The sequence below is a fragment of the Bradyrhizobium sp. CCBAU 25360 genome (assembly GCF_028128695.1).
Lineage (GTDB): Bacteria > Pseudomonadota > Alphaproteobacteria > Rhizobiales > Xanthobacteraceae > Bradyrhizobium > Bradyrhizobium ottawaense.
Window position 1 is genome coordinate 334,167 of record NZ_LBJA01000044.1, and the last position, 18,560, is coordinate 352,726.

Here is an 18,560-nt window from a genome sequence, read left to right on the forward strand (position 1 = left end):
TGCCTGCCAACGGCTTCTCCACACTGCACAGATAGTTGCTGCCACAGCAGCGATGCCGATTGACAATCCAGCAGTCGTCGAAGCGAGTTTGGTCAATGAACCGCTACAGGATCTTGTTTGATGATTGTGCGCTCCACCCTCGTCGTACATGGGCCGTTGGCTATCCGCACGCAACGTTTGGCGGCCGCACGTAGCGGAAATATTGGACGTGAAATTCTCACCCTTCCGCTTGTCGCTGCCCGTCTTGCTGGCGGGTTTATAGCTCCCGTCACTACAGACTTTCTCTATCCTGCTATTCAAGCGGCGTTGGCCGCTGGCGGTTTCCAGGATCTCGGCAACGTTTCGAGCCTGCCGGGCATGCCTCGAGCTGTGCTTCAGTCGCTCGATGCAGTATGGCGTGCGGATATCGACCTTTCATCCCTCCCCCAGCATGTCGGTCGCTTCGCAGATCTACATCTGCTCGAGACACGCGTAAGGAAGCTTCTTCCTGCCTCCAGGAGACTGCCTCGCGATCTGCGTGACGCTGCGATGTCGCGGGCAGCGCGGTCGAAGACCTTGCTTGGGCCTGTCACACTCGACGGGGTCGTGGAGATCGACGCTGTGTGGCGTCCCTTGCTAAATGAAATCGCCGGCTTCACCGAACTTTCCTGGGATACGCCCGTCCGAACCGAGAATGCATGGTTTAAGGGCACGCTTCGCCCACGGGCAGAGGTTACTCCGACCAACTTTTCGGCTGAGGCGAGCGCCGATCCAAAGTCCGAGGTCGTGGAGGCACTACGATGGGTGCGTCAGCTCCTGTCTTCGGGCCAAGCAAAGGCTGAGGAGGTCGCGATAGCGGCGACGTCGACACCGGACTGGGACGACCACTTTCTTGCCTACGCAAACAACGCTGGACTTCCGCTCCATTTCTCGCACGGCGTTCCAGCACTCAGCACGCCTGAAGGACAGGCCTGTGCTGCCTTAGCGGACATCTTGACGAACGGCCTGAGCCAAGAACGCGTTTGGCGACTTTTCCGCCGCCTGCCGGCGCGCCCCTTCATGAGCACCCTTCCAGAAGATTGGTTCTCGTCGATACCTCGGAGTGCCGGCCTGAAGACCCTGGACCAATGGCGGGAGGCACTTATCGTCGGCCGATCGCATCGTACGGCTGGCATTTTTGCTGAGACGATCCTCCTCCCGGTTCTCGACCTCCTCGCACGTGGGCCCAACATGGGCCGAGAGGCAGGCCGGCTGCTACTCAGCGGCGCCAGCTTGGCCATGTGGGAGGAAGCATCACGGAGCGCGCCGCTCCACGCAATCGCGCTCTCGCTGCAGGCATTGCGGGTACGTGATGGACGAGATCCGGCGAACAGTATTGTTTGGTGTCCTGCGTCGCACTTGGCTGCGAGCCCGCGACCCTTTGTCCGTTTGCTCGGCCTGACTAATCGATCGTGGCCTCGCTTAGAGAGTGATGACCCTCTGATCCCCGACCATCTTCTCGACCGGCGGACATTGCATGGACTCACGACGGCAGACCGCGACCGTTTGCATTTTGATGTGATCCGCGGTGCAGCGCGCGAGGTCTTGGTTCTGTCACGGCCAGAGCGCAACGCGAAGGGCAGCATCCTTTCCCCGAGTTCGCTTTGGCCTGAGGACGAGGTCATCCATAAGCGGGACCGAATTCCTGCGCACGCATTCAGTGAAGCTGACCGTCTGTTGGCCCGGCCTCGTGAAGCAGGGCAGCTCGAGCATGTTCGCCAAAGCCAGCTTTGCTGGCGGAATTGGCTGCGGGAATCAACACTAACGCGCCACGACGGCCTGATCGCGGCCGACCATCCTGCGGTTCTGGCCGCACTCGGCCGCACTCAATTCAACGACATCGCTGCAGCGCCTTCTGCGCGATCCGCTCGGCTTCGTCTGGCGCTACGCGTTGGGTTGGCACTCCATACGGATGGAGCCAGAACCCCTTGAGCTGGATCCAATGGCTTTTGGTGAACTCGTGCACGAACTCATCAGCGGCGCGATCACGAGGCTTGAACCGAGTCCAGGGTTCGCTCGCGCAAACCCGGATGAGATCGACGCAGCTATCGCCGCGGCCTCATCCAGGATTATGGCTTCTTGGCCGCTACAGCGCTCCGTACCGCCGCCTATACTTTGGCAGCATACCGTGAAGGAAGCAGCCCGGCGCACGGCCAAGGGGCTTGCGTCTGATGATCCGACTAGGACCGACACCCGAACCTGGAGCGAGGTGCCGTTCGGCCAGGAAGCATCAACACGTAGCGAACTCCCCTGGAATGAGACAATCAAGGTTCCGATTGCGCAAGCGGGACTCGTCTATGGCGGTCGGATCGATCGTCTCGATATACGCGCTTCGGGCGACGGCGCGCAGATCACTGATTACAAGAGCACCAAGCCGCCTCCGAAAAGTCAGCGTATCGTGCTCGGACAGGGACGTGAGCTTCAGCGCGTGCTCTACGCCATGGCGGTCCGCACACTTCTTCCGGAGGTCAGAACGATTGTAGCGAGGTTGATCTACCTCGCTGATGAACCCGCCAAATTCGAATTGAGAGGTGACGAACTGGACAATGCGATTGTCGAGGCCACCACTTTCTTGGTGGCAGGGGTGGAGATCCTGCGCAGTGGACGCATCGCGCCGCGGTGGGAGCAGGACGCGCACTACGATGATATGCGCCTCGCTCTTCCTGCAGATCGTGAGAGCTACCTCCGGCGTAAAGGGGGCGACTTTCGCGCCGCCAACCAGAGACTTGGCAAGCTGTGGAATTCGTCCAAATGACGCTGGTCGATCAGGATGGTCGTATTCGCGCGATGACTGACTTCACGTCGGTTCTTCTGGTCGAGGCCGCCGCCGGGACGGGAAAAACCTCGCTCATGGCCGGGCGCGTCGCGATAATGTTGGCAGCTGGTTTCCCACCCGGGGATATTGCCGCCATCACCTTTACTGACCTCGCGGCCGGCCAGCTCGCGCGCCGTATCCGGGAGACGGTGGAAGCGCTCCTTGCAGGCAACATACCCGATTTCATTAAGCCCGTACTCCCTTCGGGCCTCACAGCCGCGCAGCAAGCGGCACTCTCTGCGGCGGCACCGAGGCTTGACGAATTAACCGCCACGACAATCCACGGCTTTTGCCAGGCCGTCATTCATAGCCACGCAGTACAGGCCGGCCTCGATCCGGGCGCGCGCATAGTCGATGAAACGATCGCGGAAGCGCTGTTTCGCGGCGAGCTTTCTGCGTGGTTTTCCCGCAGACTCGCCGAGGGCGGCGCGATTGAGGACGACCCGATTGTCGTGCTCGCGGAGGAGATTCCACTGAAGGTCGTCGATCTCATTCGTGAACTTGCTATGCTCCGGCGCGAACATCCGGAAGCGGCTCCAATTCCCCCGCCACAAGATGCCCGACCCGACATCGTGTTTTCCCAGGCAGTCGATGATTTTTATAGGTGGCAAACAAATATCGACAACGACAACGGCGTCCGGGGAATTGCCCATGAGCTGCGTCGGCTCTCGGCGCGATATGAGCACGCTTTCGATAGCGCACCCGATTTCGCGACCTTATGGCGATTTTGCGATGCTGGTCCATGTCGACTGTTCGCTAAGGGACTTCAGCTCAAGACTTATAGTGAAGCAGCGGAGATCTTTGGCGCGCATCCCGGTGAGTCGGGCAGCGAGGCTGCTATCCAGCGCTATCAGATAGTCGTTGACGCTTGGAACGAGCTGATCGGACACATCGCAGGTTCGCTCGTCTGCATTTTGTCGGCGTCGCTCGATCTGCTGCTCGAAAGCTACGAGGTACGAAAGCGGGCGGCGGCGGTGCTCGACTTCGACGACCTCCTCCTGCATGTGCGGTCCCTGGTTCGCAACCACGAAGAAGTCCGCCAAGCGATCGGACGACGTTACAAGCACATTCTGGTCGACGAATTTCAGGACACCGACCGTGTTCAGAGCGAAATCCTCTTCTCCATCGCCGCGACTGACGATCGTGTGGATCGCTGGGAAGACAGTCGGTTGCGGCCCGGTTCTCTGTTCCTGGTCGGGGATCCAAAGCAGGCTATCTACCGGTTCCGAGGCGCGGATATCGAGATTTATGAACTCTGCCGCCGACTTGTTGGCGCACAGCAGAGTGGGGCCGTCATCGAAGTAACGGCGAATTTTAGATCTCAGAAGGCGATCATTCGACACGTCAATTCGTGTTTTGAAACGGTCTTCGGCAAGACCGGGCAGCCCAGATATGTCGCGCTTGCGTCGACGATCCCTGACGGTTCGTATCCCATTCCGTGCGTGACCCGCTTCACGATCCAAGTGGCGACCGAAGGACGTATCTACGCGGAGATGTTCCGTGAGGCCGAAGCCGAAAAGGTCGCGGACATCTGTGCTCGCTTAATTGGCAAGATGATGATCCGGCGCGCGGACGGCTCCCTTTCGTCCCTTCAGCCCGGGGACATTGCACTTTTATCGCCAGGGCACACCGAGCTCTGGCGCTACGAACGCGCGCTGGAGCAGCGCAACCTTGCCGTATCGTCGCAAGCGGGTCAGTCGCTCATGCGACGACAGGAGACTCAGGATATCCTCGCGCTCCTTCGTGTGCTGGCCGATTCCTCCGACACTCTAGCTTTCGGTGCGCTCACGCGCGGACCGTTGGTCGGTCTGACCGACCAAGAACTTTTGGACATCACCGCCGGACTGCCGGAGATAAACGGGCGCCCGAACTTCTTAAGCGTACGGACCGATCCTTCGGCGGTCCAACATCCCGTCGCGAAAGCAATTCTCGTCAGTTTGCAAGATCTACGGCGGCGCGCAGCGATCTCGACGCCAAGCCTTATCCTGGCTGAGGCGATTGAACGTCTGAACGCACGCGTGATTATGGCGGCCCGCCACCGCAACCGCAACGCACGGGCGCTCGCCAATCTGGACGCACTCATTGAGCGCGCGCGTGGCTATGGAGTTGCAGGGTTACGCGCGTTCGTTCGAGACTTGCAGGCGGATTGGGAACGCAAAGTACGGGCGCCAGAGGGGCGTATCGATGCTGCTGAGCACGCGATTGAGGTTGTCACCATACACAAAGCGAAGGGCCTAGAATGGCCAGTCGTCATACCGATCAATTCAACGACTGAACTTTATCGCCCGGATCAGTTTGTACATCGGCAGTCCGATAACACTCTGCACTGGATGATCGGAGGAGTCGCGCCACCGGATTTGGCCGCGGCGCGCGCGGAGGAAAGTCAGGAAGACGCCAACCAACGCGAGAGAATCTGGTACGTCGCGTGCACGCGAGCGCGGGATCTCCTTATCCTTCCGCATATCCCTCAGGCTGCGAAAAGCTCATGGTTCAGCTCGATTGATCTTCAGCAAGGAGAGATCCCAGAGCTGGACGTTTCGGGCTTCCCCGCATCGGACGTCCGCCAAGCGGCAGCGCACGAGAACAACCAATCCGCCGACACTTTCACGGCAGAGCAGATAAAGGTGAACGAGGGAGCACCGCCCGTTGTCTGGCGCCGTCCGAGCGATCACGATCAAGACCGCCTGGCTGATCCCGTCGACACCGTCGTCGTGGCCGATTCGCTTGCCGAACAAATGGAAGTGGTTGGCGGCGGAGCACTACGTGGAATTGTCCTTCACAAATTGATGGAGGAGTTCCTGACAGGCGAGCTAGAGGTTCAGGAGAGACTGGTGGCTTTCCGGGCCGAAGAGTTGCTCGTGCAGTTGCTAACGGACGCGGACGAGAAGGAGACCCGTCCCGATCCGGCAGAGATGGCGAGATGCGCGTTGCGGGCTCTAGCCCTGCCGGAAATCGCGGAGTTGCGGCCCTTCCTTGTGCCTGAAGTCGCGATTTGGGCTTCACGTGAAGGTGTCCTCGTCGCAGGCCGAGCGGACGCGCTCGCGACCAGAGAGGACAGCGTGGAGATAGCGGTTGATTGGAAGTCGGATGTCAACCCAAGTTCGGCAATCCGCCATCGCTACGCCGCGCAGCTCCAGGATTATCTGGAGGCGACTGGAGCCAAGCGCGGATTACTCGTATTCCTGAGTCTAGGCGAGATATCATGGGTCGAAAATCCTACCTCTTTGTCGGCTCCCAGCCCCGAGCAGGTCGAAGCAGTTCACGAAGGGAGGCCGTCATGATCACTATCAGGCGCGACTGGCGGCAACATATAAAGGGAGTGGAATGTGTGCGAAGGCAAGCCACCGTCTGCCCCGCGCTTGCGATCTTTGCGCCAATGCGGTCGGGTCCCGAATTATCCCCGCCTCGACCTCCAGCCGATCAACTCGGCCGCTCTTTTGCCGATCGGCGCAGCTGAGATGCCTGGTATACGGCGGTCATGAGCAAGCGGCACGTCGGCAAAATCTGTGTCTACTGCGGCATCTCGCCTGCCGAGACGATGGATCATGTCTTCGCGCGGGAATTTCTGCCAGTCAATCGTCGGGCGAACTTGCCCAAGGTCCCGGCCTGCAGAGCATGCAATAACGTCAAGAGCGGCCACGAGCACTATTTGACGTCCGTGCTGCCGTTCGCCAGCAACCATCAGGACGCGCTCACGGTGCTGTCTCAGATGGTCGAGCCGCGCCTGAACAGAAATGCGAAGCTCAAGAACCAGCTTACCGCCGGACACCGGCAGGAGCTGACGCTTCAGAACGGCATCTTCGTGCCGGCGATGACCCTGCCCTTCGACGGTAACCGGGTCGGCGAGCTGTTCAAATTCATCACCCAAGGGCTGCTCTATCACCATTTCGGGGTGACGCTCGACCGGCAGAAGCATGGCGTCTGGGCGGGGCTCTTGAACCGGCAAGGCGAGGAGATTCACCGCAAGCTGCTCGCCGGCAATGCCCGCGCCCGCATCAAAGGCGATATTGGCGCTGGCGCTCTCGTGTATGAGGGCGCGCAAGGTGCTGATTTTCCGGAAATGTCGATCTGGGAATATCAGCTATTCGGCGGTCTTCGCACCAGCGGCGATCCTCACGAGCCGGAAGCGGCGATGCGGGTGGTCGGCGGACTGACCGCTTCACACAGGGTTCTGCAGATGCTCGATGACGGCAGAGACTCCGATTCTGTGGCGACGGCTTAGCCCGACGGCGGCCGGGCCAAAAAGAACAACGATCTATTCCCAAAGGGTCGGGTTGAGCTGGCGCGTGACCGTGTAGGTTCGGAAGGCTAGTCGAGCCTTATAGACGTCCACCCGGGGCTCAAGATCGCCCAGGGCAGCCTTTAACTCTTCCTGGGTCACAGCGGACAGTGGCCCGACAATGACCTCTTTAAGCGTCATGCGTGAGGAAAAGTCAGCGAAGTATAACCCGTTGGAAGGGTCCTTGTCGTTCAACCGGGTGAAGAGACGCAGCTCATTCTCATACCGCCAATGCTCGTACTTGGTTGAAAGCAGCTTCAGCATCTCCTTCTGTGCGCTCGGCCCGCCACCTTCCAGCACCTCGACGCTCGGAGTTAGGCGATCGGCCGAGTAGCGAACCTTCGTCAGAAGATTTGAAGGGATGTCGAAGCCGAAACACAAGCCGGTGTGCTTTGCCGCGTAGTGGCTCCATTGGACAGGGTTTCGCCAGCTCCGGCTGAAACAGAGCATACCGAACGCCTTGTCAAACTGTTCTCGCCAGATACGGAAGCGCTGGCGAACAAGCTTGTCAGTTGAGGAAGGTAGAAGTTCGAAGGGGTCGTTGACGTCGGCAATGGTCGCAATCTTGAGCCGCCGCCTTCGGATATCATCCAGCCCGAATTCCCGATTTGCAAAGTGATAAACGCGAACCTTGGCTCGGTTACCGCCTATGGCCATCAGTTCACCCACCACTCGTTGCGGAGTATCACGGTTTCGGCGGATCGTAAGAGGTTGGTCGCGTAAAAAGCGGCTGGCCATCCTGACCGTTGGCGGTCTGCGGCAACAGACATTTCGCGAGCCGGCCAGGCGTGATCTCAAAAAGCGGCTTCAGATCGCGTGCATGGCCGCGGCGGCCAGGAGGAGCAATGACGTTGAGGCTCTTCTTCGGAAGTGGTCGGCGACTGTGGCGATGGCCGGACCAAGATCCGAGTCCGCACTGATGATCAGCGCCCGGTCGTAGGCATCGGTAAAGGCGTCTGCCACCAGGGTCACCGCGATCGCGACGTCGGTTTCCTTTTCCTCGTGGCCGATCCAGGTCGCCCCGCAGCTGCTGCAGCGGCGGTGCTTTTCCTTGAAGTGACCGATGATCGGGTCGACACCCGCATGCTTGAGCGCGGCGACATAAGCTCGGTGCCTCCCCACGGCCCCCTGCTTCCAGGTCGCATAGGCGGTGAAATATTTCACCCCGACCAGCGTCTCGCCCTCACCGCAGATGCTCTTGGCAAGGGCGTAAAGGTCGAGCCATTTGAGGTGGGGTTTTCCGAGTTCGTCGATGGCGTGGTAGAGGTTGAACCCGTCATCACTTTGCGCATTACACGAAACGGTAGCACAAAATGAAAAAGGCCGGAACCTTTAGGAACCGACCTGTCCACCTGGATATACCGAAGTGGGAGAGAATGGTCTCTATATAGGGCGAAAAGCCCGATTTGTCAACTTGAAAGTGAACTGACGGTTCCGACCGCTCTATTCCAACCAGCTGATATATAGGGCTTATTCGGCCCTCTTGAACCGCCCGTCGGAGTCGGCTGTGCACCGCTAGCTGGAGCCGATTCGTTTTAAAGTGGCGTTGGTCAGGAGGCCAGTCAGATGCTGAACAAGAGTCTGATGCTGCTGAGCGCGATGGCGTTCTGTTTGACGATCCTCAGCATTCTGCTTTCCGACGCTCAACAACGCGCCCTCGCGCTGTGGAATATCCGCGCCTGGTCTGCGGTGGACCATTGCCGGCAAGCCCTGGTCTCCAGGGGCGCCGGCAAGCTCATGCGCGAAGACACGCCGCTCATTACTGCTCTGGTGACCGTTGTAATGCTCTTCACAGCGCCGCTCTGGGTGGCGGTCTTTGTGTGGTTTCTAATCCCGAGCGGCGCGGCCTTCTTGGGCGGACTGCTTTTCGCGTGGGACAGGACCTTGGATTGGAGAGGCGCTGAAATCATCGCGCTCCACGGCGCTATTGCCGGCGTGTCGCTGACCGGCGTGATTATAGCAATGAAGCAATTTTTCCTGTCAACTGCGGTGCTGGTCGTCGCAGCGTTGCTGCTTCCGCTGTCTGCCTTCGAGTTCGTTGCTAGGCGCGTTGCTGAACACGATAAAGGGCCGCTGGTTGCCCTGGGCGCTCTCGTCACTGCCGCACTGGCATTCTTCAAAGCCTTTTTGTGACCACGTCACTGCATTCAATCCTCTTGCGAATCGCTTCCCGCTTCCGCACTTAATGGACAGCTCTCGCTACTGCGTACTACCCGCAGCACAGGGCTTCCCCAGGGAGGGGAGAGGTCTTTCCGTAGGCCTTCGCCAATGCGAGTTCGAGCGGTTCGCAAACGGAGCCCGAACGACGGGCTAATTGGAGTTTCATACGATTTCTGACGGGGCGGACTAATCGCCCATCGCAGTGGTAGGATGACTGCGTAACCAGAGATCGCCCTAGGCGTGTAAAACCGCCGGGCGATCTCGTGCGCCCGGCAAGGAGATATCCTATGCCCTCGGCGCAAAGCCTCCAGATTCATCTCTTTGGCTTTTCGGCCTCTGCCAACGGTGAGACGGCCGTCTATTCGCTTGCCGTGGTCGTGCTGGCCTTCATTCTCTATCTCACTTTGCTTCGCCGCTGACGTCAGCGCTTTTGGGTTACTTCTTTGTCAGAAGTCGCAGTCGGGTATTGAGCTGCCCCACCGGCAGCCGTACTAAGGGGTCGTTGAGCCACGCCTCCAGGCATTGAGCAAGCTTCACGCTGGCCAGGAGACTGCGGCTGTGGAACCCTGAGCCACGCCCGTGCCGGCGTCCGGAACAGGTTTTTCAGGTTGGCCTCTGAGATAATCCCGACGTCCTTAAGGCGATACAGCAGCGCCCACATCGAGACGCCGTAGAGATGCTTCAACCGGACAAGCTTCTCATAGGCAAAGGCGGTGCGGCCGGTGCCGACTTCTTTCCCGTATGTGAAACGGAAATCCGCCGCGGTACCAACCCGCCCACTTGATTCCACTGAATGTCGTCGAAGGACCTGCGCTCAGGACGAGTGCCTACCCAAGGTGCCATCCTGGTACGCTCGAATGAGATCAGCATGAGGATCGGGGTGCTCGACCAACACCCCTTCGAATATGTGGGCTCGAAGGCACTTCGCGGTAATCACCTCAAGATCATCGAGCGGGTCGTCACCGTACTGCTCGTAGTATTCGTGATATTTGTCGGAGTCGTAGACGTCGGGCGCGCCCCCATGGATCACCGATGCGCGGAGCCTAAGGAGAAGCCTCAATCTCTTATACTCGAATCCGGCTCCGCCATCCGGTTTGACCGCGTCAATTATAGCCTGAGTGGCGCGGCCCGAATCGCCGAAAATGGCATCAAGGGTCATGAAGAGCCAAGGGAAGCGCTCGTGCGGATCGAGCGGCCATGCCCGATAATAATATTCAAGAGCCCTAATTTGTCTGCGTGTGGGATCATCTGTCTGGCCTAGTTTGAGTGCCAGCATAGCGAGCCAGTCGTGATCAGCTTGTCGGATAACTATATCCTCGGCCATCGCGGGGGTATGCGCCTCGCCAAACGTGAGATTAATGCGCCCCATGGCATCGAAGGAACAAAGTCCACCGAACATACTTCGCATCGAAAATTGATGCCGACATCGAGGATGAGGCGTGAGCGCTAAGGCGCCCAAGACCGCTGCTTTGATCTTGTTAGACGCCTGAATGATGGGCGACCGTATGCCGAGCCAAGATGACGCCTTTTCGGTCCTTGCGTCCCAATTGGCTACGGGAGGAAATACCTCGGGCGAGAACGCCGGTACCTTTATGTCCGTGTCAATTTCGCTGACTGAGCCCGGCTGAAGGAGAAAGAACGGCGACGAACGAAAATCAGTCTCGACGACAACGGGCACCAGCGGATAAAGCGCAAGGCAACTCTTGGGATTGAATAGTTCTGATGCGGCGAGCAAGTCGGCCAGCCTGATCTTTACGTCCTGCCCAATGCGCTCATTGTAAGACTCCTCGAATCGCCTGAGGAATGTTTCACTAGCGAAGAGCCCGTAGTGCGCAATTGCGAAGGATCTGAGTTGGCTTTGAATATCATTCATGGCCGTCGATCTGAGATACGGCGGCCCGACCTTTCTTACGTAGAGCGCCGCGCGAACCAGCAACCGGCGTCTAAAGAACACAAATGTGCTGATGCGCTTCTGCCAAAGCGGCGTTCCCGGCGGGCCGACCAAGAACCGGTTTTCTAGCCCGTCGTCTCCTCGCGTACGGTACATGGCGGACAAGAGCAGCTCGATGGCTTGCAAATATAGAGTGTCAGACATAGTTCCAGAATAGCCGAGCCTATTGGAGTGCAACAGACCAGTGCGCGGCGGCGTCGGATAATAGTCCGCTGGACCGCCTGCAGCCACGCCCGTACACAAGCCGCGCCTTTTGTGGTAAGCCTTTGTCGAGCATGACACAGCAAATGCTACCGACCGTCCGCGTTTTTGCGCCTGAACTCTGGGGCGAGGTCGACCGCTTTGCCAACTTTTACGGAGAGACCTACAAGTTTTCCGACCGTAACCGACGTGCCGTGAGCGGCGTCGGTACACATCTCGAAAAGGCGATCACACTGCGGGCCCTAGCCGTCAAATTGAGACCCGGCCTTGATATCGACCGAGACCAACTCAACAAGAATGGATTTACGCCAGCTGTAAACTCTCGCGAACTGTCAACTGTTATCGAAGCGGCTGTCCTTGAGCTCTATTCCTCGGTCGACTGCACCGTAAAGGTACTGCATGCCATTTACAGCAGGGGCTCTCGGTCATTTCCGGGCTCCACAAGGAAGCTGTTTCAGAACATAGACAAAGTGACCGGCGGTTTTCCTGAAGAGTTAAAGGACGCAATCCGTTCGGCTCATTGGTACAATGGCCTCCTCTATTGGCGCGATGAGTTGACCCACCTCGCGACCGGCGGATGTTCGCTGGATCATAACACGGGCTCCGTCAGCTACATGCATATGGGCATGCGACAGAACGGAAGCGCATTCATTATCAATGACGTCTTTGCCTGGATCGATGAAGCGATCGAGAAAATCAACGCCTTTACGCGCGCTATCTTCCACTTGCTCAATTCGACTTTGAAATCTGCCCTCGTGCAGCAGGTCTGCGGCTTCGTCGAGGGACGCATTTTGATGAGATACCTCGATCCAACGGAACCCCTCGACTTCAATAGCGGTCGATGCTTCGCTTACCAATGGTTCGAGAAGCCTGAGAACCCGACCTGCCCGTTCGTCGAGCACTGCGGCGCTTACAAGCGAAAGATGCCGCCAGGCCCGCCGGTCACAGCGGACTAGTCGCCTGCTTCGAACAAGCCTTCAAGGCTTATCTCGGCACGATCATCACGCGAACGTTCATTTTCTCGTTGTCGCCGCTTAAGTCGTTCTCAACACCGCGGGGATTTGCGATACGTCCTGACGGGTCGTAGACGACACAATAGAGACCGCGGCACATCGGATGCTGCTTGTACTTCGCGATATCGACGATCAGTTGCTCGCCGAGCTGCTTCGTCGTCAGAGAGGGCCGGGTCATCTTGATTTCGACCACCGTCTCGACCTCCGGCAGCAAGAAGTCCATGCGTGAAGCACCCCCGGCATAGCTTGGAGACCACTCCTCTTTTCGAATGTCGTCAAAATAGATGACCAGCAACGCGTGTAACAGGTCCTGCACGTCGTACTCATTTTCAACTTCAAGCGTCGGTCGTTCCTCTCGCCTCTCCCGGAGCTGACGGATGACCCCATGGAGTCGTTCGGCTAGCCGCAAGATAACATCGGGATCTTTCTTGCCGGCGGCCCGCGCAGCGGCGGCAGTTGCCTTCAGCGCGAGCGGGTTGCGTTCCACTCGGGAAATTGCTGCCCCAACGACATCTCTGACGCACTCGACGCCATGATAGGACGGGCTTCCGACGAAATTTGAGATGCTCTCCTGGTAGTATGCGAGCAACGGCCGTGAGTGCCGGGCACCTTCAACGAACAAGTCATCGAAAATATCCCTCAGTTCGAGAACAATTCCCCTAAAGCGAGCATCGTCACGGTCCCCGATATCAATCCCGTCGCGGGTCTTTTGGAATCGCGACAAAATCGCATCGAGGTCCCCTCTGTGACGCTCCAGCGTTTCGACTACTTCATTCGGCTGCATTGTGCCTCCCTAGACACTGCACGGATTCAAGCTTCGGATCGCCGCCCATTATGCGGACGCCTTAAGCTCATCGATCACACGGTAGACGGCAGCAAACGCGGTTAGCGCTGTGGTCTTGTTACACGCTTCGCCGGATCGTAGTGCTCTGCCGGGATGAACCAAGTTGCGCGCATCCTTAGCGAGGCCGACTTGGTTCTTGGTGCCCTCACCGATTATTCCGTTGTCCGCGGCATAGCGGATCAGTTCGCCGAGATGAAGTTCATCGAGCCGTTTGACAGGGCTCTTCGCGACAGGGCGGTTCTTCAGCCCCCATAGAAGCAACGCCTCTAACGCCGCGCCGGCGAGAACCGTTGCCCCCATCCATTCCTGAGCGTTGAAATCGATCCAGGATGCCCTAATGCGGTCTTCGATACCTAAGCGGATATCAGCATCTTGGATGAAGGGTAACAGAGGCTCGGCCGGCGGCAGCTCGTCTTGGCACAGTCGCATAAGGCGCCGGATGCGCTCGACCGGATCTTTGCTGCCGACATCGCGCACCGGGCGGCCGTCACCGCCGTTCCATCGGCTCAACGCCGTCGAAAGCACCGCCCGGCAGCGTGAAAGCTCCAAATAGTCGGTAGACGACAGATCAATCAGCTCGCGCGGCACCTGGTCGAGCATGTCGAGCAGGGCATAAACCTCCCCACGATGGTCGGGTGTGATGGCCTGGCTATAGAGCTCGCTGCGGCCGACGCCGAACATATTATCAACGGCGCTAACGATATGGCTCGGAAGAACCTTCGGCATGCGAATCACTCGTTCAGACTTGCTGTGGATTAGGCCCATAGACAGCAATATTCGGCCCAATGTGCAACCACAGGTACTTATGCTATTGCTTTGTCAGGGATTCTTTGAGGATTAGCCCCAAAATCTTGGACGGCACGTGCGGGACGATTTCACAAGGCAGACGATTGCGGAAATTGCCAAAGGCGTGGGTTATCGATGCTCGAACCCTGAATGCCGCAGACCAACCGTCAGTGCCAATGCTGCTCAGGACGGGACCCTGGTGCTGGGTGTCGCGGCTCATATTTGCGCGGCTTCACCGGGCGGTCCTCGCTACGATGCAGCGCAGACGCAAGAGGAGCGGCGCAGCAAGGAAAATGGCATCTGGCTTTGCCAGAATTGTGGACGGATGGTTGATGCCGATCCGAAGAGTTTCCCAGTCGAGACTCTCGTTAAATGGAAGCGAGACGCACAGACGCAGGCATTCCGTGAACTGGTGTCTCCAAGTACGGTCTTTGCGGAGCCTGCCCGGATTGAGGCCGCCATCGTGGCCGACACGGATCAAGCTGATGCTGAATTTATTGCGATCTTTGACAGGGTCCGCGCTGCAGCGAACATGGATATATCCTCGCGCACGCGCGGGACAATGTGGGAGCGCGATTCCGTCGAACTGTCGCTTGGAATAGTGGGCGACATGGAGACGCCTTCCTTCAACATCAGCAGATTGCCACTGGCTGTTGAAGCTGCTCCCGAAGTCACGATAGTGGCGTCGCCAGGGACAGGTAAGACGACGACGATTTTCCAGCTGGCGAAGCACGCGCTTACGGCGAATTCTCTTGTGCCGCTGTATTTTAGATTGGGCGACTGGGCTGCCGGCCAAATCGGGCTTCTCGCAAGCTTGCATCATCGCGCCGCTTTCCGAAACATCAGCGCTGAAGACATAAACGCATTGGCCGCGCGCGGCCGACTACTACTCCTACTCGACGGCTGGAATGAACTCGACTTAGACGCTCACAAACGCCTGCGGGTCGAAGTGGGGCAGATCCGTCGTAACTGGCCCGACGTTCGCATCATCGTAACGACGCGACAGCAAGCGCTTGACGTGCCGATAATGGGCCCTCGCGTCGAGATCGACCTACTCTCCGAGGATCAACAACTCGCCATTGCTGCAGCACTGTATGGTCCAGTCGGCGAGAAGATCGTCGACAATGCATGGCGCACCCCAGGCGTTCGCTCACTGATCGCGATTCCCCTTTATCTGACATCCTTGCTCGCGGTCGGATCGAAAGGCGCACCCCCAGACACCAAGGAAGCCGTGCTTCGTTTGTTCGTGGAGCAACACGAGAGGGCGCCCGAACACGCCGACGCGCTGCAGTTTGCGCTCCTTGGTTGCCACACGGAGATTCTGACAGATTTGGCATGTCGTTTAAACGCACTGGGTCCAACGACTCTGCCTGAGGCCGATGCGCGTCGTTTCGTGGCAGATGCGAGCGCAGGACTGCGAGAGAGGGGCCAAATTGCGGCTCCATTTGAGCCGAGTGCAGTCCTGGAGGCCTTGACGAGCCACCACCTGTTGATGCGCTCTGGAGACGGTGTTGCGTTCCAACATCAGCAATTTCAGGAATGGTATGCGAGCCGCCGGGTTGTCGAGTTGATGAAGGCGGCGGCAAACGGTGATGCAGGCGCCCGCGTAGAATTGCGTGCATCCGTCCTCGACCGCCCTTCGTGGGAAGAGTCAGTCTTGTTCGCAACCGAACGGCTATCGCGAGAGAGTAACGGCGCGGAAGTCGTCGCTCATGCCGTACGTCTCGCCTTGCCTATCGATCCGATGCTAGCGGCCGAGATGATCTTCCGCGCCGCACCCGCAGTTTGGGATCTCGTGCGAGACGATATCATCGCGTTCGCTGCGCGTTGGCACCAGGCAGGCAAAGCAGACCGTGCCGTTCGCTTTATGATCATGACTGGCCGACCTGAATTTGCCGCACAGGTTTGGCCCCTCGCGTCAAGCAGCGACAGACAGATACAGATTCCGACGCTGCGCGGGGCACCGTACTTTCGTCCGCGGGTCCTCGGCGACGATCTTCAGGCAAAGCTTGCGGGATTAGCCGAGGAAACGCGAGAACAACTGCTCTCGATGATCGCGGGAGAGAGCGGGTTGGATGGAATGGATCTGGCGGTGGAGCTCGCTAAGGCTGATTCAAGCTCCAAAGTGCAAGCCGAGGTCGTTCAGAACCTTCAATTTCGACGGGCCGATCATCACGTCGCTGATCTGCTATCATCCGCGCATGATGAGACGTGGGAGTTGATCGCGAGAGCCGGGTATGCGAGGGAGATCAGGGACGACGCCGTTGCGAAAAGACTGCAAGAGATTCAGTCAAGGCTCGTTGGTACGACGACCGATCCGTCTCAGCGGCTGGGCCTTCTGTTTCAACAATCGGCCGACGTGCCAGGACGCGACACGGCGATTGCCGCGGCGATTGCGGATCAACAGTTTGTGACCAACAATCCGCAGAGCAGCTGGCTATATCTTGCACAACGAGCCGCACCTGCCGCTCTACTCGAAGGACTGCGTCAACGATTGGCGGCGGGCTATGATATGCCACTTCACGCCGACGATGTCCTGTTAAAGCTGGATGTTATCGATACTGGGCCTATCGTCGATGCCGTCCTCAATACCGATCACGACGACCGCAAAATCAACGCCGCAGCCGCATTGGTGGGCCAAACAACAATCGAAGCGCTTATCGATAAGTTCCTATCAGCTGCAAAAGCGTTGCACGAGGACCGGTCCAACCGGGCGCTTTCGGATGAATATATTTGTATTGAATCCAGGCTCCATTGCACACGCCCGGCGATCTTCGCTGCCGCCGTTCTGCGCAAGGGCGAGTCAGATGACCCCAATGTTGTTGATGCATTGGCGTCGCTTGTCGCCCATCATGGCGTTCACGACAGAGGTGGCGACAAGCCGCTAGTGATTGATCCAACCAGCCGTGGCGCTTGGATCGAACTTCTGCGACGCTGGGCAGGTACAGTGCTTGCAATACCTGCGGGAGGTCGGCGCGAGCTTAGTCACGTAGCGAGTGCCATCGGCCGTCTGGGCTTTGATGAGCTTGTTCCCGAACTAAAGCGCCTTTTGGACGAAGACTTATTGCGGCTAAGAAACGCGCGAGCGGGTCGCGCTGACGCTTTGAGGCGCGGTGACATCGTAGCATCGTCAGACGCGAGTATGATCTACGACATTCAGTACAGGTCCTCATTCATCCGCATCGGCGGGGACGCAGTAGCTAGGGTCGCAGCGCAATACCTCGAGGACAGGGACTTTGGCATTTCGGCGGCGTTGATCCTCAAGTCAATATCCGATCGGCAGTTGAACGTGCCCGAACCGAGTTTTAACCGTCGATGGCCCTGGTTCGATGGAGTCGATGCCGCCCGAAAGGCCCGGGCTGCTTCGCCTCGTCCAGCGCCCGCAAATGCCCTCGCGGCGCCGATCTTCGCGGCCATAGACCGGTTGGCGAGACCGGAGAGGGAAAAGGAAGATCAGCTACTTGCGATCAACCTGATGCGCGTTGGCTTAGGCATGCCCCATGGCGACCGTGACGATCTCGTCGCCCGCGTTGTCGCTCTGCCGCAACCTTTGGCAACGAAGCCCATGCTTCTCGCTGCCATGGTCCTTGATGGACAGATCATAGATGCGGACCTCCTCACGCGGGCTATCAACGATTGGCTTTCGGCCGCCAATCAAGATCCCAACGCTTGGCATAAGCGGCAGGAGACCTGGGAAATTGAACCATGGCTGGAGCTCCTACCGTTCTCAACCCAGCCTGAGGCCGTTTTTGAGGGCTTGGTCAAGGTAAAAGCTTTCTACGGTCGCGACTGGGCAAAGCGGTGGGAACGCGTCTTGACCGCTGTTGCCGCGATACCTGGCCCACTGGGAGATGAATTGCTGTTGCGTCTCGCCCGGGAACACAGAGACATCGCGGATGACCACACATGGATGCGGGCCTTCTTGGAGCGGGGCGCTGTTGCGTCCGTGCTGCTCTATCTGGATCTCTATAATGATGGCATGTTCGGTCGCGGCCCCAACGGCGTCGACGCGTGGCATATCGGACGCCAGCTCGCGGCCTATGCTCAAAGATCCCCAGAACTGAACTCCGAGTTGCAGAAGCGATACGAAACCATTGGCGATGGCCCAGGCCGTAAAGTGCTCGAACAATTCTTCGGCGAGGCGGCGGGAGAGAACGACATCGTTGCCATGGTGAAGAAGTACGCTGCGACCAAACAGTCTTACGACGGTCAGATGCACCGAGCCCTGGAAGCCGTAGCGACGGAAAAAGTGCCCATTGGAGAAGACTCCAACGCTTATAATGTCTACCCCGCTCCGGTAGGCGAATTGCGTAAGGCGCTTTTTGGCATGTTGGATGGCACGCCTGCTGAGGCCGCCATAGCGAGAAGATGCCTGAAAGAGATCGATGAGCTTAGGGATGAACACGGCATTGCCGCCGACGACGGTCGGCACCCAGATGTCATGTCCGAGCGTCCATGGCCTCCCGAAGCGAAGACTTCGTAACTAGCAATCG

General features: G+C 58.5%; 13 protein-coding genes. 8 read left to right on the forward strand and 5 right to left on the reverse strand.

The genetic code is table 11. From position 1 onward, the window contains the following. Positions 1 to 120: 120 nt before the first annotated feature. From XH81_RS31885 to XH81_RS31900, 4 genes are all read left to right on the forward strand, one after another. Positions 121 to 1,950: a hypothetical protein gene (locus XH81_RS31885; protein ID WP_271596713.1), complete on the forward strand. Its 1,830-nt coding sequence runs from the start codon at positions 121 to 123 to the stop codon at positions 1,948 to 1,950. After that, positions 1,910 to 2,773: a PD-(D/E)XK nuclease family protein gene (locus XH81_RS31890; RefSeq protein ID WP_271596714.1), complete on the forward strand. Its 864-nt coding sequence runs from the start codon at positions 1,910 to 1,912 to the stop codon at positions 2,771 to 2,773. The genes XH81_RS31885 and XH81_RS31890 overlap by 41 nt, the downstream gene beginning before the upstream one ends. Beyond that, positions 2,770 to 6,114, forward strand: a complete 3,345-nt coding sequence (locus XH81_RS31895) for a UvrD-helicase domain-containing protein (RefSeq protein WP_271596715.1) — start codon at positions 2,770 to 2,772, stop codon at positions 6,112 to 6,114. Before XH81_RS31890 ends, XH81_RS31895 begins: the two co-directional genes overlap by 4 nt. A 197-nt stretch (positions 6,115 to 6,311) precedes the next feature. Next, positions 6,312 to 7,055, forward strand: coding sequence for an HNH endonuclease (locus XH81_RS31900; RefSeq protein ID WP_271596716.1), 744 nt, complete (start codon positions 6,312 to 6,314; stop codon positions 7,053 to 7,055). 33 nt (positions 7,056 to 7,088) lie between these two features. On the opposite strand, the gene XH81_RS31905 is transcribed toward XH81_RS31900, so the two are convergent. Next, a complete protein-coding gene (locus XH81_RS31905; RefSeq protein WP_271596717.1) occupies positions 7,089 to 7,781 on the reverse strand; it encodes a DUF2971 domain-containing protein in 693 nt (230 codons plus the stop codon). A 138-nt stretch (positions 7,782 to 7,919) separates the two neighbouring features. After that, positions 7,920 to 8,366, reverse strand: a complete 447-nt coding sequence (locus XH81_RS31910) for an NYN domain-containing protein (protein ID WP_271596785.1) — start codon at positions 8,364 to 8,366, stop codon at positions 7,920 to 7,922. 312 nt (positions 8,367 to 8,678) lie between these two features. Between XH81_RS31910 and XH81_RS31915 the strand changes: the two genes are divergently transcribed. After that, positions 8,679 to 9,245 carry a hypothetical protein gene (locus tag XH81_RS31915; RefSeq protein ID WP_271596718.1) on the forward strand — a complete coding sequence of 189 codons (567 nt, stop codon included), beginning with the start codon at positions 8,679 to 8,681 and terminating at the stop codon, positions 9,243 to 9,245. A 314-nt stretch (positions 9,246 to 9,559) separates the two neighbouring features. Beyond that, positions 9,560 to 9,691 (forward strand): hypothetical protein, encoded by a 132-nt coding sequence (locus tag XH81_RS31920; RefSeq protein ID WP_271596719.1) that lies wholly within the window; start codon positions 9,560 to 9,562, stop codon positions 9,689 to 9,691. 395 nt (positions 9,692 to 10,086) lie between these two features. Here the strand turns inward: XH81_RS31920 and XH81_RS31925 are convergent, their stop codons facing one another. Next, complete coding sequence (locus tag XH81_RS31925) at positions 10,087 to 11,328, reverse strand: hypothetical protein (RefSeq protein WP_271596720.1); 1,242 nt, start codon at positions 11,326 to 11,328, stop codon at positions 10,087 to 10,089. A 182-nt stretch (positions 11,329 to 11,510) separates the two neighbouring features. Between XH81_RS31925 and XH81_RS31930 the strand changes: the two genes are divergently transcribed. Next, positions 11,511 to 12,380 (forward strand): hypothetical protein, encoded by an 870-nt coding sequence (locus XH81_RS31930; RefSeq protein WP_271596721.1) that lies wholly within the window; start codon positions 11,511 to 11,513, stop codon positions 12,378 to 12,380. A gap of 28 nt (positions 12,381 to 12,408) precedes the next feature. Here the strand turns inward: XH81_RS31930 and XH81_RS31935 are convergent, their stop codons facing one another. Together XH81_RS31935 and XH81_RS31940 are read right to left on the reverse strand one after the other, a co-directional pair. Next, positions 12,409 to 13,221: a hypothetical protein gene (locus XH81_RS31935; protein WP_271596722.1), complete on the reverse strand. Its 813-nt coding sequence runs from the start codon at positions 13,219 to 13,221 to the stop codon at positions 12,409 to 12,411. A gap of 48 nt (positions 13,222 to 13,269) precedes the next feature. Next, positions 13,270 to 14,007 carry a hypothetical protein gene (locus XH81_RS31940; protein WP_271596723.1) on the reverse strand — a complete coding sequence of 246 codons (738 nt, stop codon included), beginning with the start codon at positions 14,005 to 14,007 and terminating at the stop codon, positions 13,270 to 13,272. A gap of 136 nt (positions 14,008 to 14,143) precedes the next feature. Here XH81_RS31940 and XH81_RS31945 point away from each other — a divergent pair, with 136 nt between their 5' ends. Then, on the forward strand, positions 14,144 to 18,550 hold the full coding sequence (locus XH81_RS31945; protein ID WP_271596724.1) for an NACHT domain-containing protein: 4,407 nt from the start codon (positions 14,144 to 14,146) through the stop codon (positions 18,548 to 18,550). The last annotated feature ends 10 nt before the right edge of the window (positions 18,551 to 18,560 follow it).